The sequence below is a fragment of the Lutimonas sp. genome (assembly GCF_051011215.1).
Taxonomy (GTDB): Bacteria; Bacteroidota; Bacteroidia; order Flavobacteriales; family Flavobacteriaceae; genus Lutimonas.
This window is the reverse complement of record NZ_JBPCUJ010000106.1, coordinates 37352-60597: the sequence shown is the minus strand read 5'-3', so window position 1 is coordinate 60597 and position 23246 is coordinate 37352. Positions and strand designations below refer to the sequence as shown.

Sequence of the window (23246 nt, the reverse complement as noted above, 5' to 3'; positions counted from 1 at the left end):
ACCTTAAACAAACTTGTGGGGAGAGCAGGATTCGAACCTGCGAAGGTTTCCCAACAGAGTTACAGTCTGTCCTCGTTGGCCGCTTGAGTATCTCCCCTCAATTTTACTATTTTTTTCAAAGATCTGAGCCGATGGAGGGACTCGAACCCACGACCTGCTGATTACAAATCAGCTGCTCTAGCCAGCTGAGCTACATCGGCTTTTTTACTTTATAAATTCCTAAAAAAACGTATCAATTTGAATTTGTCTTACAAGGAACTTCGCATAAAAAAACAAACCGCTTTTTCTAACGGTTTGCAAATGTAAAAAGTTTTATCAGTTCTACAAAACTTTTTGACTATATTTTTAAATTATTTTATGCTCTTAATTTCTCTTTACGTTTAACTAATTGTCTTTTAACAGAATCAATCGCGAGACTGGCTGCTTCTTCAAATGTCTTCGACTGTTTTTTGGCAACAATATCAATACCGGGAAGATTCATTTTAACGTCAACTATTTTATTCTCTTTCTCGCTTGTACTCTGAACCTTTAAAAAAACTTCCGCACCAATAATATGATCGTGAAATTTTTCCAGATTATTAACTTTCTTTTCGATGTAATTGACTAAATCCTGACTAATATTGAAATTTACAGACTGAACAGATATTTTCATAAGTTAATAGTTTTTATTGCTCCTTGGATGAGCTTGATTATACATGATTTTTAAATCCTTCAAATTACTATGCGTGTACACCTGAGTTGAAGCCAAACTGGAATGTCCAAGTAATTCCTTTACAGAATTCAGATCAGCGCCTTCACTAAGTAAATGTGTAGCGAAAGAATGCCGCACGATATGTGGACTCTTCTTCACTTTCACAGATACTTTACCAAAATATTCATTGATAATTCGGTACACCAAGGTTGGATATATCGGATCTCCCTTACTCGTTATAAAAAATGAGTCTGTTTCAGATTCGATTTCCTCCCTTACTAATTTGTATTTTTCTACCGTACTCTTTACAGACAAAAGTAATGGTAGTTGTCTTTCTTTATTTCGTTTTCCAATGACTTTAACAATATTTTGTGACAAATCAATGGACGTGATTTTTAAACTTATTAATTCTGCCCTTCTCATGCCTGTTGTATATAGCATCTCGATAATAAGTTTATCTCTTATTGATTCGAAATCCTCAGCCTGATCAAAAAAATCAAGCACTTCATTAATTTCCTTTTCAGAAAAAGGCACATTTACCTTTTTCTCCACCTTCAGGGCCTTGTGCTTTTTTAAAGGATGTTCCTCTAATTGTTTCGACTTCAATAAAAAATTATAATAGGATCTCAAAGAACTTATTTTCCGATTAATCGATCGATTCGAAATATCCATCTCCACCAATGCCACAATCCAGTTTCTAATCAAAGGATAGGAAGCCTCAGAAATCTCTTTTAATTGAAATTCGTTTTCACAAAAATCTTCAAAAGAACTCAAGTCCTTCTTATATGCCGTAATAGTGTATGGTGAGTATTTTTTTTCGCAATCCAGATAGCTTATAAAATGAGTTATACTCAAAATCGTTCTCTAGTTATCATTAAAAAATTACATGGTTTCAAAGATTCAGAAACCGATGCCGCTTCTTTCAAAAATACAAAAAATACCTCATAAACTTAAATAAATACCAAAAAAAAGTCCCGCAAAAGCGGGACTCAATTTATCTTGAAAAGGTATTAACCTTTCTCTTCTGTGGTTCTAATAGCCTGAACATATTGGGCTTTTTGAATTTGCTTTCTTCTCACAACTGAAGGTTTCGTAAATTCCTTTCTTTCGCGCAACGTTCTCATTGTCTTCGTTCTATCAAATTTTCTCTTAAAACGTTTTAACGCTCTGTCTATATTTTCACCATCCTTAACTGGAATTATCAACATAGTTGGGCACCTCCTTTCATATGTACTTTAAGTTTATTTTTTGGGCTGCAAATATATAAAGAAAATGGTTGAAAAAAATTTATTATCTTTAATTTTTATTCGATCCCCCAAAATGAAACAAAAGTTTAGATTTTTTTTCATTGTTCTGGCAGGCCTATCATTTATAATAGTAGGCTTTTATTTTTGGGCTTCATCTCCAAATTTCAGTATCAATGACTACAACGAAACCGGAACATACGATTACCCTGTTGACCTGGATAAGGACAGTATCTTTAGCATTGTCAGCTATAATATTGGGTATTTGAGTGGTATGACAAATAATCTTCCCGTTGAAAAACCCAGGTCCCTTTTTGACCTGAATCTCAATAAGGTCATTTATGAATTAAAAAAAATCAATGCGGATGTTATTGCCCTTCAAGAAATAGATTACGGATCTAAAAGATCTTATTTTGTCGATCAGCAAAATGAACTTGCAAAACTTGGCTATGGTTTTTTCGGTAAAAACATTAACTGGGATAAAAAATACGTACCCTTCCCCTATTACCCCCTGTCGATGCATTTCGGCAAAATACTTTCAGGTCAATCTATCCTGAGTAAGTACCCTATTCTGCAGCAGGATCGCATCGAATTAAAACGAAATGCGAATAATCCGTTCTATTATGACAGCTTCTATATTGACCGTTTAGCACAAGTTGTAAAAGTTAAAATTGATGATCAATTCCTTATAATCATCAATGTGCATTTAGAGGCCTATGACCAGGAAACAAGAAAAGCACAGATGCAACAGGTCAAGAGTATCTATGTTAAACATTTCAAGAATTTCCCAACAATTCTTTTAGGAGATTTCAACAGTGACCCTAGTTATAAGGAAGCAGGGATCGAACTCTTTCTGGACCTTCCAGAAACGGGATGTGCTGCATTTACAAGAGATGCGACTCCAAATACCTTTAGTTCGGAATCTCCCACAGAACGACTTGATTATATTTTTTACAACAAAAAATTTATCAAAGAAATAGATGCTAAAGTGCTGTTATCTTTTGAGTTAGCATCAGATCACTTACCTTTACTAATGAAATTTAAATTTAAAGATCAGTTTTATGCAAGTATTAGACAACAACCGGACTCTTGATGCCAAAGAATGGGCACTTACAATTTTTATTGCCTCACTGCCTCTGATAGGCATCATTATGCTCTTGGTCTGGGCTTTTAGCGATAATGCAAATATCCATAAAAAGAATTGGGCAAAAGGAACCTTGATTCTTTGGGTGATTGGATTTATAATAGCGTTTGCTTTTCTTTTCTTATTCGGAGGTATTGCGATTCTTGGTCAAATGTTTAATTAATCGCTGCGGCACTCATCAATCCTTTTTCCCAAAAACACGTTTGAACCAGGACTTTCGCTTTTCTTTTTTCGCTTGTTTTTTGGCCTTTTTTGAGGCTTTTTCAAAAGTTGTGTTTTTACTTTTAAAAATGTCATCAAAGAATTTTTCTATGTCTGAATCTTCAATATAGTCGGGGCATGCCAGGTATTCGGAGGTGTTTTCAAAACGTTCTTTTGATAAATACTTCCGCCTTAGTTCAGGTTTTTTCTGTACTTTTTGCAAGGTTTTTGCCACTATGGGTAAAGCCAATGTGCTCCCCGCGCCATTGGCGCCATTGTTAAAATGAATCACAGGAAAACTAGCACCTACTCTTGTTGCCATTACTAAATCAGGTGTATACCCAATAAACCAGGCATCACCGTAATCTTGCGAAGTACCCGTCTTTCCTGCTAAGGGTACAGATACCCCGTATACCGACTTCATCGAGGCACCAGTACCTTCTCTGACCGCCTTTTGAAGAATTCCGGTAAGGGCGGTACTTGTTAATTCAGAAAGTACCTCCTCCACCGGAGCATCATTTGAGAAAGTATACAGGACCTTTCCTTTGGCCGTTTTTATCGATTTTATCAAGACAGGTTCAATCCGTCTTCCGGAATTAGCAAAACTGGCATAAGCGATGGCCATTTCATACAGACTTGCCGTTGCTGTTCCCAGAGCTATCGAAGGGTTATATACCAACGGTTGGGAAAACCCCAACCCATTCCATGTATTTTGCAAAAGTCCAAAGTCTTGTTGAAAGAATAAATTCACCGTGGGTATGTTCATACTTCTCGCCAGAGCAGCCGATAAGGAATATTTTCCTCCAATACTGTGATCATAGTTCTGGGGTTCCCAACCGTCAAAATCCTTTAAAACAATTGGATTATTATCTAAATACTGACAAGGTCTTGCACCTTGCTCAAGTGCTGAGGCATACAAAATTGGCTTAAAAGCTGAGGCAGTTTGTCGCTGAGCAAATACTTGATCGTAGGGCTGGGTTCTAAAATCTATACCTCCTACCCATGCCTTGATTTTTCCATCATTTGGGTTGATTGCAATAAATCCTGCATGTAACAGGCTTAAACTCTTTGCCAAACTATCCCTTACACTAATCGAATCGGAATAGAATCCATCCCAGGAAAACATTTCTCTTACTTTCTTCTCGTCCGCCCGTGAATCGAGTTTTAATCTCTTTAATTCTCTTGACACCAGGTCATTCAGTTCTCGCTGAGATGTCCCTTTTTGATATTGCTTTTGAAGTCTCCCCTGCATTTTAGACAGGTGAGATTTCATGGCGGACATGGCGTACAACTGTAATTGATAATCTAAGGTGGTCTCGATGATCAAACCACTTTTATTAAGATCATAAACAGTATCTGTTTCGCGATTAATCCCCTTGATCAATTCCGCAGCCTCTTTCTTTATCTGCACCAAGAAATAGTTGGCCCTGCCCTCAGACTGTAAATTCGCATAATCCAATTTCAATGGTTTCTTTTGGAGTTCTTCAAGACCATCTGGTCCTAAATAGCCATACTTTTCCATTTGTTCCAGAACGGTATTGCGCCTCATCAATGCGTGATCCGGATACAGTCTGGGATTATAATAGGTATTTGCCTTTAACATTCCAATCAGCACCGCAGATTCTTCAGTTTTCAGAGAGGATACTCCTTTGTTAAAAAAACGATGAGATGCCGCCTCTATCCCTAATACATTTTCTCCAAAAGGAACCGTATTGAGGTACAACGTAAGAATGTCTTCTTTCGAATAAATTTCCTCTAAGCGGGATGCAAGAATTATTTCTTTGGTTTTGTTTACCGGCATTGAAAGAAATCCATAAGATTTCCGTCCATACATATTCTTTGCTAATTGCTGGGTAATCGTACTTCCTCCTCCCGCATTTTGCTGCAAAATGATCGATTTTACCAAAACCCTGAGTAAACTTCTTGAGTCAACTCCTTCGTGATCGAAATACCTGGCATCTTCCGTGGCCACCAGGGCATTGATAAGGTCTTTAGGAATCTGTTGAAATTCTACATTGGTCCTGTTATCAGCAAAAAACTTCCCGATTATTTTCCCATCATCCGATAAGACCAAGGAGGCCGTCTCATTCTTAAAATCTTTCAATTCCTGTTCAGAAAAAACATGGCCGAAAACGCCCAGATGCACAAAGCCAATAAACAGCCCCATGAACAGTGCCGCCAACAGTAAAATCTTTCCAATAAAAACAACAATCTTTTTTTTCATAACAACCGCCGAACGCAAAAAGAGAACTTCCTAAAGATATGCGTATTTCTTAATTTTTCATTACAACCAAGGTAGCTATATACCCGGTTAAAATGTTCCATTCTTTATCAGCCAAAACCGCGCCATTCTCACCCAGCACCTTAAATTCTGCAGTATTCGGACCCGAAGATCCTTGATTCAAGGCCTCAATATCAATCCTGTTAAATCCCTCTTTCAATTTTATATCAATGGTATAATAACCTCCTTCAAGCGTAATACTTCTACGAATAACCTCTTCATTAACATAGAGTTTTACCCGATCTCCATCCACATAACTATGATCCCTGCAAATAATCCTGATTGAATTTGAACTGGTTTCTATTTTACCAAGCTCCAGAGAGGTTTGAAATTTTTTAATACTTACGTTTTTACCATTCCAATACTTGGAAACAAGCACATCTTTGTCTCGTTGACTCAAATCACGCATGGATCGGTTTTGCTTTTTTGGAATTACACTGTACTGAGGAAACTTATCGGCAATATCCTTTAAGTTACCAAACAAAGTGATTGTTTCGGCCTTGATATCCTCTTTATCCGAATTTTGAGGCGCCATTTCAATCTTATTGTTATTTTCCGGCTGGTATTGAAATATATCAGTTTCTTCAATAGTATTGTTGTCTATCTGAGCCACCAATACTGCTGAAAAAAGAAAGAAGGAAATAAAGAGATACCTTTTCAAAAGCTAATAATCAATTAATAATTTTTTCGGGCGGCAAATTACAAATTAAAGCCTACCTTTTTATTAAAAGTTTATTAAAATATATGTATTTAATCTAGTTAAGACTGCTCTCTTTTATAATTTCTCTGGATTTTTTTAATCGCATTGTCAATCGATTTATCTGGTTCTATAACATTGAGCTCGCCCCAGAACTCAGGATCTGTAAATCCGGAAGTCTTATCAGTTAATATGACGCTTCGCCTCATTCGATCTCTATTCTTAACCGTGATACCCTGATCGTTATCTTTCCAGTCTGTGATCGCCATTTCAATGGCTACATTATATACAGAGTTGAATAATTTTTTATCCCATTTGATCTTAAAAGCCAGTTCAATACGGCTATAGCTAAAATGCCATTTACCACCTGTGTCTTTATAGTCCACGATATATTTTGTATCCATTGGAATCACATCGGCGTTATTCGGCTTTTTTCTTACAAAGAATTTTTTTGCCTCACTCAGATTGTCCAGATTCAAACTAAAAACAGCCTTGACAAGAGCATATGTCTTCGTGTCAACATAGAGCTTCCCTTTGTAAAAAGGTTCTACCATTGACGGTTTTTGATAGAAGTCAATCACATAGACATTTCTATTGTCTAAATTCATCATTTTATCAAAACTAAACCTATAAATATCAAACATATCAGCAGAGAAAAACAATTCCTCATTTCTGATCATATCCATACTTAAATTATTATAAGGCCCACCCTGTAGTTTTATAACCAGCGTATCTATTTTTCTGTAATCCGTGCTTTTTCTTGCCTTGTCCAAGGTCACATAATCACTTTGGGTCCCTCTTGGCTGTTTATAAATATCAACCACCGCTTCAGATAAGGAAGCATAGGTTTTTCTTTTCTTAATAGATTCTCTGTAAAAGGCCTTCACGATGGTCGATTCTTTATAAGAATTAACCTTTCTCTGTGCAATGACCTTTCTTATTACGGAAATTGGATCTGCTTCCACCAAATTCACATCCGGTAATTTCTCAAAAGACTCTTCCATATTGACTCTTAACTCAGTATTTCCAAAAGAACTCAATGGAATTGATTTATTCTGATAGCCCAAATAACTAATGGTCAAATTTTCATCTTTCAAGCTGTTTGGCACTTTCACCAAAAACACCCCTTCTAAATTCGAAATAGTTGAAATATTTGAGTTACTTACAGATATAGAAGCGTACTCAAGAGCCTTTTTAGTTTTTCCATCAACAACGACTCCTTTATACTCCTTAAAGCTCGATGAATCTCCCTCCTGAGCTTCTATGGAAGGTTGCACTAATAAAAACGCCATTAGATAGACGCAACTTGTAAATAGTACACCTAAACGATTATTTAACTTATTCATACTCAATCTCATGATAACAAATTTTATAGTATATTTCAACCATTGAAATTACAGAATAATAAGCAATTATAAAAGAATTTTAACTTAAAATACACGGTCAAACCAATTGTAAAAGGTTTTGTCAATGGATTTTATGTATTATTGGGTTAAATGCTTTAGATGCAATTAAAACACGGTCACCAATACGAAGTTCTTCAGCCTCTTTGTCGTTGGCAATTACCTTGACCAAATCCTTTCCAATTAACACGGTAACAATTACAATAAAATCTTGCTTGACCATTTTCATCACTTCGCCTGTAAATTGAAATTTCGCATTCACCCTGTCATTGGTAAACATCGTAGCAGGATCTCCACTTCGAACAATCGTACCCTCTTCCATTTCAATCATAAAATCAGAGAGCCTGATAATTTCCGAAACATCATGACTGATCAAAACAGTGGTCAACTTGAATTCACGATGTACCTCAAGAATATAGGATTGTAATTTTACGCGCATCTTGTGATCCAAAGCAGACAGGGGTTCATCCAACAGCAACAAATCCGGCTTTCTGACCAAAGCTCTGGCCAGGGCTACTCTTTGTTTCTGTCCTCCCGACAAGGTAGCGGGTTTTCGATCTTGCAACTGTCCAAGGTCCATGATTTCAACCAGTTGATTAATTATTTTCTTAGGATCAGATTTTCTCAAACCAAAGATCAGGTTCTCCTTCACGGTCATATTGGGAAACAGCGCATACTCCTGAAAAACCAAACCAATATTTCGATTTTGAGGAGGCATAAATGCGCTATTTGCCGTATCGGACCACAATATTCCTCCGACAGCAATCCGACCAGTATCCGGCTTTATCAGACCCGCCAGCAAATGCAATAAGGTGCTCTTTCCAGCCCCTGAAGGTCCATAAATGGTCGTTAAGTTCCTCTCCTCCAACTGCATTTTAATGTCCAGCAGCATATCTCCAGACGAGGATTTGAGCGATTTTTGTATCTCTATTTCAATCATGCTGCCTTGTTTTATTAAAATAGCCCCCATTTATCAGGTATACCATCAATAGAATTAGAAATGTGATTCCAAATAAAATCAGTGAATATGTATTTGCTGCACCGTAATTTAAACTCTCCACCTCATCATAGATGGCTATGGAAGCAACTCTGGTTTGTCCGGATATGTTTCCCCCAATCATCAAAACAACTCCAAACTCACCAATGGTATGTGCAAAGGCCAGAATAATTCCAGTAATTAATGAGGGTTTAATATTGGGCAGTAACACCCTTGTCAACGTAGTGAATTTACTTTTTCCCATACTATAGGAAGCATTTTTTAAGGCTGGTGACAGATTCGCAAATCCAGCCTGAATGGGATGTACCATAAAAGGCAAACTATAGATGAGAGAGCCTAAAACCAATCCTTCAAATGAAAACACCAATCTCAATCCCAGCCATTGGTCCAGCCAATTTCCAAACGCATTTGACGGACTGAAGGCCAATAACATATAAAAACCAATAACGGTAGGTGGAAGTACCAATGGCATACTGACCAGGGTTTCAGCAACCGGCTTAATTTTTGACTTTGTATTTGCCAACCAGTAAGACAAGGGAATTGAAATAATTAATAAAAGTATTGTTGTGATCAATGCCAGTTGAAAGGTTAATATGAGCGGGTTCCAATCTATCATTTCGACAACATCATTTCGTTGGTCTTAATCATGGCATTCAGCTCAAGCCCTTCTACAATTTTCAATTGTTTTACAGCGTTTGAGGTAATGATTGATGTAATAAAGCCAAAATCAGTTTTAATCGTAACCTTGCTAAGTAATTCATCAGACTCGATGAGATGTACAGTGCCAACCAACTTATTTCTTAAACTAATACCACTCATATCACCTACACCGAGAATAACCTCTGTTTCCTTAAAAATAACTTTTACGTCATTCTCTATTTTTAAAAACGCTGCAGTCTCAGGTGTATCTATTAAAATAGTTGAAAAAACCGTACTTCCCAGATCCACCTTTACGATTGAAAGGTCGCCGTTTACCTTAATACTTGCTATTTTTCCTTTTAAAATATTCATCTATTCGACCAGATCATAACCAAACTTATGTAAAATTTCCTTGCCTTCTAAAGAAAGCATAAATTCTTTGAATTGCACCGCTTCTTCCTTATAAATTTCTCTGTTGTTTAAAATAACCATTGCCTGAGCCATCGGATTGTAGAGTTCTTTGTCAAGTACTTCCCAAGATCCTTCATGTTCCATCTGAGAAGAAAGAACAACGGACTTTGAGGTAAAGCCAATTTCAGCTGCCTGCGATATGATAAATTGATTTGTCTGTGAAACACTTTCCCCATAAACAATTTTGGAACTGATGGTAGCATACAAATCTGTATGATTCAAGACTTGCATTGCCGCCACCCCATAGGGAGCTGTTTTGGGGTTCCCCATGGCAACATGCTTGACCTGTCCTGAGGTCAAAACTTCTAAATCCGGAACCAGATCGTCTTTGAGGGTCCATAAAACCAGACTTCCATAGGCATAAACTTCAGGTTGGTCCACAGAAAATCCTTTTTTAAATAATTCATTTGGATACTTAATGTCTGCTGAAAGAAACAAATCGAAAGGAGCACCTTCAACAATTTGTGCAGTAAGTTTTCCACTTGAGCCTAAAATAACTTCACTCGATATGCCTGATTTTTCATAAAAAGCATTCGCCAATTCATAAATGACAAATTGCATATTCGCTGCAGCAGCTATGGTAAAGGAGTCCTTTTTTTTTGAATTACATGATTTCAAAAAAAAGAATGAACCTAAAATAAGTATTAAAACAAGGTTTCGACGCATGGGTTCACATCTGAATGGAAAAACATAGTATGACTTACTAAAATCAAAAATAACGAAAACAATTCAGGCCTGCTATCTTCCATCACTTTTTGTAGCTAAGAGATCATTTAAAATCATCAGTAAAATGCTGATGCCTGGTTTTATCAGAAAATTTCCTGGCATTAAACTCTTTTGAAGCTCCTTTTGCTATGGATAGCGTCTTCCAATCACTTTTGAGAATCAATTTAGCCAGAAAAATAATTTGTCCAATATGAGAGGCATAGTGGGCCAACTGCCTGTTGATGGCTTCTGATACGGTATGTCCGGTATTTCTTATGAAAATGGTCTTTTGAAGATCCTCTGTCTGTAATTCATTCAAGCTGGCCTCCAGGCATTCCCATCCTTTCCCCCATATCTCATCAAGCTCTTTTCTTGATCCACCGCCAGACTCAAATTCAAAATCCCGGTCTCGCCAATCCTTTTCACCATCGGAACTCAGAAAATCAGTAAAACGCGACAGCATATTCCCGGAAATGTGTTTAACGATAATGGCAATGCTATTGCTGTTCTCATCATGTTGCCAAAACAACTTCTCCTCAGGAACCTGCTTCATGGCTCTTTCTCCAAGCATTTTATAATAGTCAAAGAGTTTTTTGATATCATTGAGATAATTTTCTTCCATAAAAAATAATTAAAAATGGGGTCCAAGGTCGTTAAGACCTGATGACCCCATAAAACATTCATTAAAAATTAATGGCTAAGCTTCTTCCGGAGATAAATACTTATAGACAATTCCGGCAAGAATTGCACCAATGATAGGCGCGACCCAAAACAGCCACAACTGTGCCGTTGCCCAATCACCCACAAACAATGCCTGACTGGTACTACGGGCAGGATTCACTGATGTATTCGTGACAGGAATACTAATCAGATGAATTAATGTCAAGGCCAAACCTATGGCCAAGCCTCCAAATCCTTTTGGTGCTTTTGAATGTGTGGCACCCAAAATTACGATTAAGAACATAAAAGTCATGACGATTTCAGTAATAAGTGCTGCCATCATGCCGTAGCCTCCTGGTGAGTTTTCACCATAGCCGTTAGCGGCAAATCCACCGAGCTCAAAACCAGGTTTTCCGCTGGCGATCAGGTATAAAATTCCTGCACCTGCAATACCTCCTAATACCTGAGCAATAATATATGGAATCAGATCCTTTTTATCAAAACGACCACCCATCCAAAGACCTATAGAAACGGCCGGATTTAAGTGACAACCTGAAATATGACCTATGGCATACGCCATGGTTAAAACTGTTAAACCAAAAGCCATCGCTACACCAACAAAGCCAATACCTAATTCAGGAAATCCTGCCGCCAAAACGGCGCTTCCACAACCTCCAAGTACGAGCCAAAGCGTACCAATAAATTCAGCTACTAATTTTTTCATTTTTTATAAAGTTTAGTTAATGATAAGTTGAGACGCTGCAACTTCTTATTTTATTTATGAAGTGTCCAGAATCAATTGATACTAAAGTAGTCAATTTTTACTGAACACAAAGAAACACAAGAATGCTTTGGCGTCCATCATCATTTTCAAGTCACTTAACAACAGTCTTGACCCTTTTGGCGAAAAGCTTTTGCCGACTTCAATAAATTGATTAATATTATTCCTTGAAACCCCCCGACATAGAACTGTTTAACCATATAAAGTTTACTTCTATGAGGATAGTAACATTCATTATTTTTTTCACCCTTATAGGCTGTGTACCGGGAAAAATGAAAGACGGGCTCGCATCGATGGAAATTCATTGGGAAGTAGTCAGTAATTTAGAAAAAGAAGGATGCCATGCAAGATTCATCTTTATCAATAAATCTGATAGTGAACTAAACGGTGAGAACTGGACTCTTTACTTCAATCAGGCAAATGTCATGCCTCAAAAAAAGAATAATCCTTTCGGTGAAGTATCTCACATCAATGGTGACTGGTTTAAATTTGCCCCGGCTTCTGATAATTTTTTATTGAAACCCAATGATACACTTCAATTCGACTATCATTACGAAGATGCTTTAATCAAAAATACAGATGTACCTCTCGGGCCCTATTTTGTGGTCAATGAAGATCAGGCCGATGAAAAAATTTTTGAAGCCGAAAATTTTGCGGCAAAGGCATTTTCAAGGCCTGAACAAATTCACAGATCAGCAAAAGATTTTGTGCCCATACCAGAAAGTGAAATCCTTTATGCCGAAAATGAAAATATTACAGAATTAAATTCTGATGAATTTAGCCCGATCATACCAAGTCCATATCATTTTGAAAGATTAGAGGGCTCACTTCAACTGAAAGGATTCGTTGGTTTATGGGTGGATAAGGAATTCAGTAATGAGAAGAATTATCTTCAAAAGGCTTTACAAGATCGTTTTGAAGTATCAACAGAATTCAAAAAGGAGGCTGAGGCAGACATACGTATTGTGCTATCAAAACTCCAGAATGATACTGGAAGTGATGAGGGCTATGAATTATCTATAGACAGTAATGGAATTAGCATTAAGGCACAAACTAAAGCCGGAGCTTTTTATGCTATCCAGAGTTTACTCGCCCTTCAAATCGAATCCCCTGAAAATGGGGTTGGAATTTCATTTCCTAATGTAAAAATCAAGGATCATCCCAGGTTTGATTACAGAGGATTTCAACTTGATGTCGGTCGAAACTTCCAAACGAAGGAAACCATAAAAAAAACGATCGATATTCTCGCTTTTTACAAGATGAACACCTTTTTATTCTATTTCACCGAGGATGAAGGCTGGAGGCTTGAAATTGAAGGGCTTCCCGAGCTTACTGAAGTTGGTGGTCAGCGACAGCATACCTCCATGAATGAAGCAGCATTGCACCCTTCTTATGGTTCTGGTCCTTTTGCCTATAAGGAGGGCGGCCATGGTTCAGGATTCTATACCAAAGATGAATTTATTGAGATTTTGAAGTATGCAAATGAGAGACATATCAAAGTCATTCCTGAAGTCAATCTTCCGGGTCACGCACGTGCGGCGATCAAATCTATGGAGAAACGATATGAAAAATATATGGAAATTGGAGATGAACAAGAGGCAAATCGCTACAGGCTTATAGATCCTGATGACAAATCTGTTTACTCATCAGCACAAAGTTTTAAAGATAATGTCGCCTGCGTCTGCAGAGAATCTATCTATCGCTTCTATGAGAAAGTAATTGATGTGATTATTGACTATTACGACGAAGCAGGTGTTCCATTGGAATATTTTCATGTAGGAGGCGATGAAGTTCCCGATGGCCCATGGACAGCCTCACCAATTTGCGACAAATTATTTGAAAAAACAGAAGGCTTGGAAGCAGAGAACCTTCATGCTTACTTTTTCAAACGTACAGTTGACATCTTAAAAGAAAGGAATTTAACCGTTGCAGGATGGGAAGAAACAGCTCTTAAAAAGGAAAATGACCAAATTGTTGTAAACAAAGAGTTTTCGGGAGGCAGTGTGGTCCCATATGTATGGAATAATCTTTGGGGAGCTCAGGACCTCGGGTATAAATTAGCTAATGCAGGGTATCCCGTTGTTTTATGTCCGGTAACGAACTTCTATTTCGACCTTGCCTATGACAAACATCCTGAAGAACCTGGTTTGTATTGGGCGGGCTTCGTCAAGACAAGAAATGCCTACGAATACGCTCCGTTTAATGTATTTCACACCACATATCGAAACGATTCCTATTACACACCTTTTGATCAGGAATCTGCCTTCAAAAACATGGAACGGCTCACCCAGAAAGGCGCTAAAAATATTCTTGGAATCCAGGCTCAGATGTGGAGCGAAACCATAAAAGGGCCTTTGATGCTGGAATATTATTTGTTCCCCAAGCTCCTTGGCTTTGCCGAATCAGCATGGGCAAAAGAACGCGAATGGGAATCCATAGACGACACCCCTCTGAGAAATAAAAAAATGAACGAGGGATGGAATCAAATGGCAAATTCAATTGGGAAAAATGAGATGAGAAAATTGGATGGAATTTTCGGGGGATTTAATTATCGAATTCCTCCACCAGGGGCTAAAATTAACAATGGATTTCTTTTTGCCAATACCTCCTATCCAGGACTTGAGATCAGATATACTATTGATGGCTCAGAACCAAAGCCTGATTCACCATTATACACAGAACCTGTCAAAATAACGAATGTTCAGTTCAAACTGCGAACCTTTAACTCAGCAGGGCGCGGAAGCAGAACAACTCAACCAAATAATACAAATTTAAATCTTGCACAATGAGCTCATTTGATTCAAACAAGCGACTTATCTCTTTAGACATGCTTCGAGGCCTAACCATAGCCCTTATGATTGTGGTAAATGATCCCGGATCCTGGGAACATATATACTGGCCCCTGGCCCATGCTGAATGGCATGGTATTACAATAACGGATTTTGTCTATCCATTTTTTCTTTTTATTGTTGGGGTATCCATCGTATTATCTTCTTACAAACAACTTGATGCTGGAGGCGATAAGAAAAAAATGAGAAAAAAAATATGGATCAGATCCATAAAAATATTTGCACTGGGGCTACTCTTAAATCTATTTCCAGACTTCAATTTTGCCGAATTAAGGATTCCGGGGGTACTTCAGCGTATAGCAATCGTTTATCTGGTTTGTGCACATATATTTTTGGCAGTAAACTGGAAGACCCAATTAAAAATAGCCGCTGCTTCTCTGATCGGTTATTGGCTGGCCATGATGCTTATTCCCGTTCCAGGTGTAGGTGCCGGTGTTCTTGAACCAGGCAAGAACCTTGCGGCCTATATCGACAGCATTCTTATTCCTTTGAGAATGTGGCAAGGCACATGGGATCCTGAAGGCATCCTAAGCACGATTCCAGCCATCGTTACGGGAATGACAGGAATGTTTGCCGGGCAATTGTTGAAACAGGACATGCAAATAGAAAAAAAATTAAATTACCTGTTCCTGGCTGGTCTGCTTTGCGTGGTTGGTGGCTATATATGGGATCTGTTTTTTCCTATCAATAAAAATCTGTGGACGAGCTCCTATGTACTATTTACATCAGGATGGGCGTTTATGGCGCTTTCAGCCTGTATTTTACTAGTGGATGTCATGGGATATGATAAATACGCTAAATTTGGTGTCATTTATGGCAGTAATGCCATTACGGTTTATGTATTTGCAGGAATGTTTCCCTGGCTCCTCAATGATATCATGGGTGTAAGAGGATTATTCTATAATGGTTTGGTAAATGTCGGAATGGTGCCTGAACTGGCTTCATTTTTATGGTCAATTGTCTATACTTTGATTTGTTTTATCCCAGCCTATATTCTCTACAAAAAGAAAATTTTTATTAAAGTGTAAGCGTTTTGAAAAAATCAAATGAATTTCATTCTATTGTAAATGAGATGCTATCCAGGATTATGGATACGCAATTACCGACCATCAAGAAACTAGGGAAGCGCATTGCCGAAAAAACCATGGAAGGGTCTATTCTTTTCGGCTTTGGAACTGGTCATTCTCATGTCATTGCGGAGGAATTATATATTCGTGCAGGTGGATTGTTCACGGCCAAGGGAATCCTGGAACCTGAATTTATGCTGCACGGAACCAAATGGAAGAGTACGGCTTTGGAACGTATTGAAGGGATTTCAAAATCCATTCTTACTTTGAACGGAGTAAGGTCGAAGGATGTAATCATCATTATTTCAAATTCCGGCCGAAACCCGGTTCCGATAGAGATGGCTATTGAAGCGAAAAAAGCGGGGCTTCTGGTTATTTGCATTACAAATATTACGCACAGTAAATCCGTTGAATCCCGACACAAGAGCGGTAAAAAACTGTTCGAAGTATCGGACTATGTCATTGACAACTGCGGTTTTCCAGGGGATGCCGCAATGAGTATGAAAGGAGAACCCTATACCTTTGGTGCCACATCAACGATAACAGGAGCCTATATCATTCAACTGCTTGTAACCGAAATAATCGTCACCATAAAAAAGATGGGGGGAATTCCCCCTGTTTTACTGAGTTCCAACCTCGACAATAGCGATGCATATAATGAGGTGCTTCTGAAAGAATATTTTGATAAGTTCCCTGAACTGGAATGGCTTTTAAAATAATTATTGAACCTAATTATTAAACACAAATAGTTTTGAGGTATCACTGATTATTCGTAACTTAAAGAGTTGCATTTTAATGCATTTGTTAACTAAAAAGCATTCCTATGAACCTCCTTAATGTTATCATCGTAAGCGTTGTTATTTTTATTTTGGCCGGTATTCGAATCGTATATGAATATAAAAGAGCCGTTAAATTTAGATTTGGTAAATATGTATCACTTTTAGAACCTGGTATACGATGGATTATTCCCATTGTAGACAGAATAAAACTTGTTGACATCCGAGTTATTACAATTAATGTTCAAAAACAGGAAGTCATGACCCAGGACAATGTTCCATGTCTAATCAATGGAGTCTTATTTTTCAAAATCAATGATGCTACCAAGGCAATTCTTGAAGTTGAAGATTTCGTTTTTGCCATCTCACAAATGGCGCAGGCCACCTTACGGGATGTTTGTGGAAAAGTTGAACTGGATACCATTCTCTCCGAAAGGGAGGAAATAGGTCGAAACATCAAGGAAATTGTTGAACTGGAAACCAAAATCTGGGGAATCTCCATACAAGATGTAAAGATAAAAGACATAGAACTCCCGGAAAACATGAAACGCTCCATGGCAAATCAAGCAGAAGCTGAACGTTCGAGAAGGGCTCGTATCATCCTCGCTGAAGCTGAAAAACAAGCGGCTGACAAATTACTTCAGGCTGGTAAAATAATAGACGAATCTCCTTCAGCCATAAAATTAAGATTGTACCAAACCTTATCAAATATCGCAAGCGAAAAGAATTCCACCATCGTTTTTCCATTTCCTGAAGAAGTATTGCCGCGTAAAAAGTGATGTTCGAATTCTATACTCTTATATGATGGGCTCCTCCACTGCAGGGCGCATAGCAACTTTTGAAAACACCTGACTGTTTTATACAATTTACAGGAGGCTAAATTTTGTATCTTGTGTGCAAATCTGATAAAATGATCCAAACCTATAAGCGCAATCCCCAAATCCATGAACATTATCACAGTATCTTTATTGGTTCCGGAATGGGCAGTCTTTCGGCCGCTGCAATTCTTGCCAAAGAAGGTCATCGCGTCCTTGTTTTAGAGCAACATTACACCGCTGGAGGCTTCACTCATGTTTTTAAAAGAAAAGGATTTGAATGGGATGTAGGGATTCATTATATCGGTGATATGCAACGCGAGAAAAGCGCGATGAAAAAATTGTTTGACTATGTCACGGACAGCAATTTAAAGTGGGCTGATATGGGAGAAGTTTATGACAAGATCATCATTGGTGATCGCTCTTATAACCTGGTAAAAGGTCTCAAAAATTTTAAGCAACAACTCATCGACTATTTTCCTGAGGAAAAAGGAGCGATCGAAAAATATATTGACCTCATCTTTGCTGCTAACCGAACGGCTGGGAAGTTTTATATGAATAAAGCCTTACCACCTTTTATTGGTAAGTTACTTTATAATTGGATGTCCAATCCGTTCTTTAAATATTCCGATCAAACAACCGATGAAGTTCTCAGAGGATTGACGCAAAATGAAGAGCTCATCAAGGTGCTATGTGGTCAATATGGAGATTATGGTTTACCGCCTAAACAGAGTAGCTTTTTTATGCACAGCACAGTAGTGAAGCATTATTTTGGCGGCGGTAGTTTTCCGATTGGCGGATCTTCTCAAATTGTAAAAACAATTGATCCGGTTATTGAAAAGGCAGGAGGCTCTATCATTATCAATGCGGATGTGGATAAGGTTCTGATAGAAAACAACAAAGCAATTGGTGTACTGATGAAAGATGGGAAAACCATCAAAGCTTCGAATATTGTGAGTGGTGCAGGTATCATAACTACCTACCAGCAGTTACTACCGGAAGAGATCGGTAAAAAGTACCGATTGAACGAGCAGTTGCAGAAAGTAACTCCTTCGGTATCTCATGCCTGTCTGTATATTGGCCTAGAAGGTGAACCAGAAGAACTATCCCTTCCAAAAACTAATTTCTGGATTTATCCCGAAGGAGAAAATCATGACGAAATAGTGCACAGATATCTCAATGATATAGAACAAGAATTCCCGGTGATTTATGTCTCCTTTCCTGCCGCAAAGGATCCTGATTGGACCAATAGATATCCAGGTAAAAGCACCATCGATATCATTACACTATTGCCTTATGACATCTTTACGTCCTGGGGCGATTCAAAATGGATGAAAAGAGGTGAAGATTATGAATCGTTCAAAGAAAAAATTTCTCAACGATTGCTTAAAAAATTATACGAACAATTGCCTCAGGTCAAAGGGAAAATAAGCCATTATGAATTGGGAACTCCCCTTTCAACGAAGCATTTTATGAACTATTCAAAAGGAGAAATCTATGGCATAGATCACAGTCCTAAAAGATTTCGTCAGAAGTTTCTTACACCACGAACGCCCATTAAAAACTTCTACTTAACCGGTCAGGATATTGTTACAGCTGGTGTGGGTGGAGCATTATTTGCCGGACTATTGACTGCTTCTGCCATGACAGGTAAAAACTTTATGAAAAAGATTATAAAATCCTGATATGAAAAATAGGTGGGTATCGGAACCATGGGTTTTAGTTCCGATACCTTCAAATTTATTTAACTCTTGCTTCCAAATCCTTTCGCGGAATTTGTAAGAGCCTTCCAATTGATTTCCCATCCCTGAAAGACTGAGTTCTTAAACTCAGATCACCCGCTGGAACCTCGAAAGGACCTTCATATTTAATCCCTGTTGTAATTGGATAGGTATTATCTATGGTATAATACATGTCAATATCCTCATATGGATTTCGCAATTCACACATCAGCTTTCGGCCGTCACTGTACATATGCACCTCTGGCTCGTAAATGGTTTTGGCGACACTTATATTCTCCGCATCAAACCTATCAAAATGCGTTTCAATACGATTCGTAAAACTCTTCCAGTCTTTGCTTTCTTTGGTACTCCATAATGACTCAGACAAAGCCAAGGCTCTTGGATAGGTCATGTAAAAAGCAAAAGAAAGACTTGGTATAGCCTCTGTCCAGAGATTACCTTGTCCTCCCAGGATTAATTCCGGGTCCAGCACAAAATCAGGAACTGGCTCAAAACTATAGGTTTGTTTCAACGACAGGTCTGCATAAATCTTATTTTCAACACTATAATCGCCCTGCGTATAATCTAAATAGGTAAATTGTTTTGGCGTCATCACCACCTTATGACCAAGACCTACGGCTTCGATTCCTCCTTTCATATCCCTCCAGCTCATTACCGCTGCACCTTCAGCAAGACCTCCTTCAAGAATTTCATCCCAACCGATCATCTTTTTTCCTTTGCTGCTAATGATTTTTTCTATTCTCTTCACAAAATAGCTTTGTAATTCATGACTGTTTTTAATCCCATTTTTAGCCATAAAATCCTGCACCTTTGGATCGGACTCCCAATAACCATGGTAACACTCATCACCACCCATATGAATATATTCGCCCGGGAACAAATCTGCAATCTCACCAAAAATCATGTCCAAGAAAGCATACACTGCCGGATCAGCCGGATTTAAGGTATTTTCTATATTCATCTTAAAAGTTCCATCTGCGAACCAGTCAGCAAATTTTGCACCAGGATTGACAAATTTAAACTCTTTCCTTGTTGAATATTGCGGATATGCCGCCAACAATGCCATGCTATGGCCCGGTACATCTATTTCAGGCACAATAGTGATATTTCTTTCTGCGGCATAGGCAATCACATCCTTGATCTGTTCTTGTGTATAGAAGCCCCCAACTGTTGTTTTTTCAGTTTTTTTAGGTGCTGCCCTGCCTGCTCCAAAACGGCCATGTCTTTCCACCCTCCAAGCTCCCACCTCGGTAAGTCTGGGAAATGTTTTAATCTCAATTCTCCAGCCCTCATCATCCGTCAAATGCCAGTGAAAAACATTCATCTTATAGGCAGCCATTTGATCGAGATAGGCCTTGATTTCATCAACTGTAAAAAAGTGCCTGCTCACATCAAGCATCAAACCTCTCCAGCCAAATCTTGGGAAATCTTCAATGATACAGGTTTCGATTACAATAGGGATTGTTTCTCCCTCAGCTGACATCTCTCTTTTAACAGGTAATAATTGCTTCAAGGTTTGAAGACCATTAAAAGATCCTGCCTTGGTATTGGCCATCAATATGATCCCTCCTTCTTCAACAATTAACTGATACCCCTCGCTGCCAAGTGTATCTACCGCTGTTTCGTGGTATCCTATTTTTAAACTTTTAACTGCCGAACTATCCCCGCTGCTCTCGGTTAACTTAATTCCGATGGCCTCGAGTTCTGATTTAAAAACACGAAGCTGCTTTTTCAAATCATCATTTTCAGTGAGCAAAATAAGGGCCAAACTTTGATCAATACTTAGTTGACCCCCTGAAGATTCGTAAGAAACCGGGGCCGGTATCAACTGATGTTGTGACCAGGCAGCATTATTTAAAAAAAATAGGGTGAATACAAGTAGGGTAAAAACTCTTTTCATGGAACAATGAATTAAATGAATGATTTTTTCAAGTCGTGAATTTACTTGAATTCAATAAATTAAACTACATTTTAAATTAAAAAAATACAGGTCGTCATTGACTTCCTGTATTTTTTTCACTTCAATCTAACTTAACCTAATCAACTTATTTTTATTCAGTAGTCATACTGATAGTTTGTGTTGGATATGTAAGCCCATACCCAAAGCTATATAAAGGATCTTTGGAATCATACGGAAGGTCTTCTTTTTGATCAAGAACCGCCTTCCAGCTTGAAGGTAATTCCATAGGAAGTTTCCCTTCTGGTTTTTTAACACCAAACAACAAATCAGTCGCGACCTCATCACTTAATCCAAATTCAGCCATCAAAGCAGTACTTTCTGCCGCAATTTCTGTAAGAACAGCGGCTCTTTCTAAATTAACAATTACCACAGAAGGTTTTTGAGAAATCAAACTCAAAATCTCAGCTTTCTCTTCATCACTGTAATAAAGTCTTCCCTGTTTAAAAAAACTTTCCAGAAAATATTCATCACGAGGTTCAAACGGAGTATTTGTTCTCTTTACGATAACATCTGCCTCCATCGGCGTATCTACCAGCTCTCCATAAGCATTTAACAGCTCTTTCTCATTCATGCCTTCCGCATAGATCTTGGTACCCTTTTTTAGAGGGAGCAGGTTGTCATTTTTAAGCAATACAGTTCCTTTGGCCTGTGCCATCTTTCCTAACTTTCTGAAAGACTCCTTTCCGGCAATATCATTTGCAATAGATTCATCAATAAAGGGGTTGTCAAACAATCCCAAACGAAACTTATCTCTCATAATTCTCTTAACAGATTGATCAATTCTGGCTTCAGTCAATTGTCCGCTGTTCACAAGTTCAACAATCAGTTCCGGGCTGCTTTCTCCTCCAAACTGATCACAACCAGCATCGATTACCTTTTTAGTTCTTTCTAATGGACTCAATCCTTCAACTCCCCAAGCTCGCGCGTCTCCCATCTTTGTTGCATTGATAATGTTCCAGTCGGTACATATAACACCATCAAAGCCATATTTCTCTCTCAGCATGGTTGTGATGATGGTTTTATTAAAAGCAAAGGCTACATTCTCATCGGTCTGATCTATAGGGATGCCATAATAAGGCATAATTTGAGCTGTTTTTGCCGGAAATGCTCCTTTTTCGAAGGGAATCAGATGATAATCAAAATTATCTCCTGGATACACCTGATCTTTTCCATAAGGGAAATGTGCATCTTCACCATCAGCCTGTGGTCCGCCACCTGAAAAATGTTTGGTCATACAGGCGACACTTGTTGAACCCAATGAATCTCCCTGAAATCCCAGCACATATGCCTTTGTCATCATAGCAGATAATTGAGCATCCTCACCAAAAGTACCGTTAGATCGACCCCATCTTGGCTCGGTAGCCAAATCAGCCATTGGATGAAGCGCCAATCTTATACCGGTGGCCAGGTATTCCTGTCTCGCAATATTACCGAACTCTCTTACCAGGACCGTGTCCCTAGTGGCAGCAAGTCCCAGTGAGGTCGGCCACTGAGAAAATGTTGGAGTACTTAAGGCTGCCCCGGGGTTATGCTCAGAACCATGTCTCGGATCCGAGGCAATCGTTACAGGGATTCCCAATCGGGATTTTTCGCCTATTAACTGAATATTATTGTTATACCTGGCCAGAATATTGGCCTGGTGCGCGTGTAAAATATTAAAACTATTCATTTTCCTGTTAATGAGCATTTCAGAACTCGAAGGCATCATGAAAGTCATCATAATATCTAAAGGGTTTGAGGTCATAAAAGGCTTATCCATCGGCTCACCTTCCGGTGTCATACCAATCATGGTTATAAACATCGAACCTGCTTTTTCTTCCAGAGACATCTGAGAAACCAGATCATTTACACGATCTTCAATAGCTGCTCTGGAGTCTTCATAAACATCCAGCTTTCCATTTTTATTCAGGTCTCTAAATTCATGGCCATCAACTTTCAGCTTTTCTGCTTTTTCTCCCAGTTTTGAATAGTTGTTGGAAGCTTTATAAGACATCCTGCTATAGCCAATGAATCCTGCCAGCAAAATCAGTACTATTAAGGCACCTATAACGATTCCTGTTATTTTAAAAATTTTCTTCATCTTTGTTCTCTTATTTGAATACAATATTACAAATTTTATTTAT

21 protein-coding genes and 2 tRNA genes are annotated in these 23246 nt (G+C 38.3%); 7 read left to right on the top strand and 16 right to left on the bottom strand.

Annotation, left to right across the window (positions count from 1 at the left end; all coding sequences use genetic code 11):
- Positions 1 to 16: 16 nt before the first annotated feature.
- From ACR2MV_RS10005 to rpsU, 5 genes are all read right to left on the bottom strand, one after another.
- A tRNA-Tyr gene (locus tag ACR2MV_RS10005) sits at positions 17 to 97 on the bottom strand.
- Between the two features lie 29 nt (positions 98 to 126).
- A tRNA-Thr gene (locus ACR2MV_RS10000) sits at positions 127 to 200 on the bottom strand.
- A 155-nt stretch (positions 201 to 355) separates the two neighbouring features.
- Positions 356 to 652, bottom strand: coding sequence for a ribosome hibernation-promoting factor, HPF/YfiA family (hpf, locus tag ACR2MV_RS09995; RefSeq protein ID WP_434021772.1), 297 nt, complete (start codon positions 650 to 652; stop codon positions 356 to 358).
- 3 nt (positions 653 to 655) lie between these two features.
- A complete protein-coding gene (locus ACR2MV_RS09990) occupies positions 656 to 1546 on the bottom strand; it encodes a tyrosine-type recombinase/integrase (protein ID WP_434021771.1) in 891 nt (296 codons plus the stop codon).
- 155 nt (positions 1547 to 1701) lie between these two features.
- On the bottom strand, positions 1702 to 1899 hold the full coding sequence (gene rpsU / locus ACR2MV_RS09985; RefSeq protein WP_434021770.1) for a 30S ribosomal protein S21: 198 nt from the start codon (positions 1897 to 1899) through the stop codon (positions 1702 to 1704).
- A 112-nt stretch (positions 1900 to 2011) separates the two neighbouring features.
- Here rpsU and ACR2MV_RS09980 point away from each other — a divergent pair, with 112 nt between their 5' ends.
- Together ACR2MV_RS09980 and ACR2MV_RS09975 are read left to right on the top strand one after the other, a co-directional pair.
- Complete coding sequence (locus ACR2MV_RS09980) at positions 2012 to 3028, top strand: endonuclease/exonuclease/phosphatase family protein (protein ID WP_434021769.1); 1017 nt, start codon at positions 2012 to 2014, stop codon at positions 3026 to 3028.
- A complete protein-coding gene (locus ACR2MV_RS09975) occupies positions 2997 to 3242 on the top strand; it encodes a hypothetical protein (RefSeq protein ID WP_434021768.1) in 246 nt (81 codons plus the stop codon). Before ACR2MV_RS09980 ends, ACR2MV_RS09975 begins: the two co-directional genes overlap by 32 nt.
- A 15-nt stretch (positions 3243 to 3257) precedes the next feature.
- On the opposite strand, the gene ACR2MV_RS09970 is transcribed toward ACR2MV_RS09975, so the two are convergent.
- The 9 genes from ACR2MV_RS09970 to aqpZ form a co-directional block, all read right to left on the bottom strand.
- Positions 3258 to 5504, bottom strand: coding sequence for a transglycosylase domain-containing protein (locus ACR2MV_RS09970; protein ID WP_434021767.1), 2247 nt, complete (start codon positions 5502 to 5504; stop codon positions 3258 to 3260).
- Between the two features lie 49 nt (positions 5505 to 5553).
- On the bottom strand, positions 5554 to 6222 hold the full coding sequence (locus tag ACR2MV_RS09965; RefSeq protein ID WP_434021766.1) for a hypothetical protein: 669 nt from the start codon (positions 6220 to 6222) through the stop codon (positions 5554 to 5556).
- A gap of 98 nt (positions 6223 to 6320) precedes the next feature.
- On the bottom strand, positions 6321 to 7616 hold the full coding sequence (locus tag ACR2MV_RS09960; RefSeq protein WP_434021765.1) for a carboxypeptidase-like regulatory domain-containing protein: 1296 nt from the start codon (positions 7614 to 7616) through the stop codon (positions 6321 to 6323).
- Positions 7617 to 7725: 109 nt separating this feature from the next.
- A complete protein-coding gene (locus ACR2MV_RS09955) occupies positions 7726 to 8601 on the bottom strand; it encodes an ATP-binding cassette domain-containing protein (protein WP_434021764.1) in 876 nt (291 codons plus the stop codon).
- Positions 8594 to 9274: a molybdate ABC transporter permease subunit gene (gene modB / locus ACR2MV_RS09950; RefSeq protein WP_434021763.1), complete on the bottom strand. Its 681-nt coding sequence runs from the start codon at positions 9272 to 9274 to the stop codon at positions 8594 to 8596. Before modB ends, ACR2MV_RS09955 begins: the two co-directional genes overlap by 8 nt.
- Complete coding sequence (locus tag ACR2MV_RS09945) at positions 9271 to 9669, bottom strand: TOBE domain-containing protein (protein ID WP_434021762.1); 399 nt, start codon at positions 9667 to 9669, stop codon at positions 9271 to 9273. Before ACR2MV_RS09945 ends, modB begins: the two co-directional genes overlap by 4 nt.
- Positions 9670 to 10434 (bottom strand): molybdate ABC transporter substrate-binding protein, encoded by a 765-nt coding sequence (gene modA, locus ACR2MV_RS09940; protein ID WP_434021761.1) that lies wholly within the window; start codon positions 10432 to 10434, stop codon positions 9670 to 9672.
- Between the two features lie 103 nt (positions 10435 to 10537).
- Positions 10538 to 11095, bottom strand: coding sequence for a DUF1572 family protein (locus ACR2MV_RS09935; RefSeq protein ID WP_434021760.1), 558 nt, complete (start codon positions 11093 to 11095; stop codon positions 10538 to 10540).
- Between the two features lie 75 nt (positions 11096 to 11170).
- Positions 11171 to 11857: an aquaporin Z gene (gene aqpZ / locus ACR2MV_RS09930; protein ID WP_434021759.1), complete on the bottom strand. Its 687-nt coding sequence runs from the start codon at positions 11855 to 11857 to the stop codon at positions 11171 to 11173.
- 272 nt (positions 11858 to 12129) lie between these two features.
- Between aqpZ and ACR2MV_RS09925 the strand changes: the two genes are divergently transcribed.
- From ACR2MV_RS09925 to ACR2MV_RS09905, 5 genes are all read left to right on the top strand, one after another.
- On the top strand, positions 12130 to 14703 hold the full coding sequence (locus ACR2MV_RS09925) for a family 20 glycosylhydrolase (protein ID WP_434021758.1): 2574 nt from the start codon (positions 12130 to 12132) through the stop codon (positions 14701 to 14703).
- Entirely contained in the window at positions 14700 to 15791 is a 1092-nt protein-coding gene (locus ACR2MV_RS09920) for an acyltransferase family protein (RefSeq protein WP_434021757.1), read from the top strand. Before ACR2MV_RS09925 ends, ACR2MV_RS09920 begins: the two co-directional genes overlap by 4 nt.
- A 5-nt stretch (positions 15792 to 15796) precedes the next feature.
- Positions 15797 to 16549, top strand: a complete 753-nt coding sequence (locus ACR2MV_RS09915) for an SIS domain-containing protein (protein ID WP_434021756.1) — start codon at positions 15797 to 15799, stop codon at positions 16547 to 16549.
- A gap of 104 nt (positions 16550 to 16653) precedes the next feature.
- Positions 16654 to 17385, top strand: a complete 732-nt coding sequence (locus tag ACR2MV_RS09910; RefSeq protein WP_434021755.1) for a slipin family protein — start codon at positions 16654 to 16656, stop codon at positions 17383 to 17385.
- A gap of 131 nt (positions 17386 to 17516) precedes the next feature.
- Positions 17517 to 19106 carry a phytoene desaturase family protein gene (locus tag ACR2MV_RS09905; protein ID WP_434021754.1) on the top strand — a complete coding sequence of 530 codons (1590 nt, stop codon included), beginning with the start codon at positions 17517 to 17519 and terminating at the stop codon, positions 19104 to 19106.
- A gap of 55 nt (positions 19107 to 19161) precedes the next feature.
- Here the strand turns inward: ACR2MV_RS09905 and ACR2MV_RS09900 are convergent, their stop codons facing one another.
- Together ACR2MV_RS09900 and ACR2MV_RS09895 are read right to left on the bottom strand one after the other, a co-directional pair.
- Positions 19162 to 21063: a beta-N-acetylhexosaminidase gene (locus ACR2MV_RS09900; RefSeq protein ID WP_434021753.1), complete on the bottom strand. Its 1902-nt coding sequence runs from the start codon at positions 21061 to 21063 to the stop codon at positions 19162 to 19164.
- Between the two features lie 151 nt (positions 21064 to 21214).
- A complete protein-coding gene (locus tag ACR2MV_RS09895) occupies positions 21215 to 23203 on the bottom strand; it encodes a glycoside hydrolase family 3 protein (protein WP_434021752.1) in 1989 nt (662 codons plus the stop codon).
- Positions 23204 to 23246 lie beyond the last annotated feature (43 nt).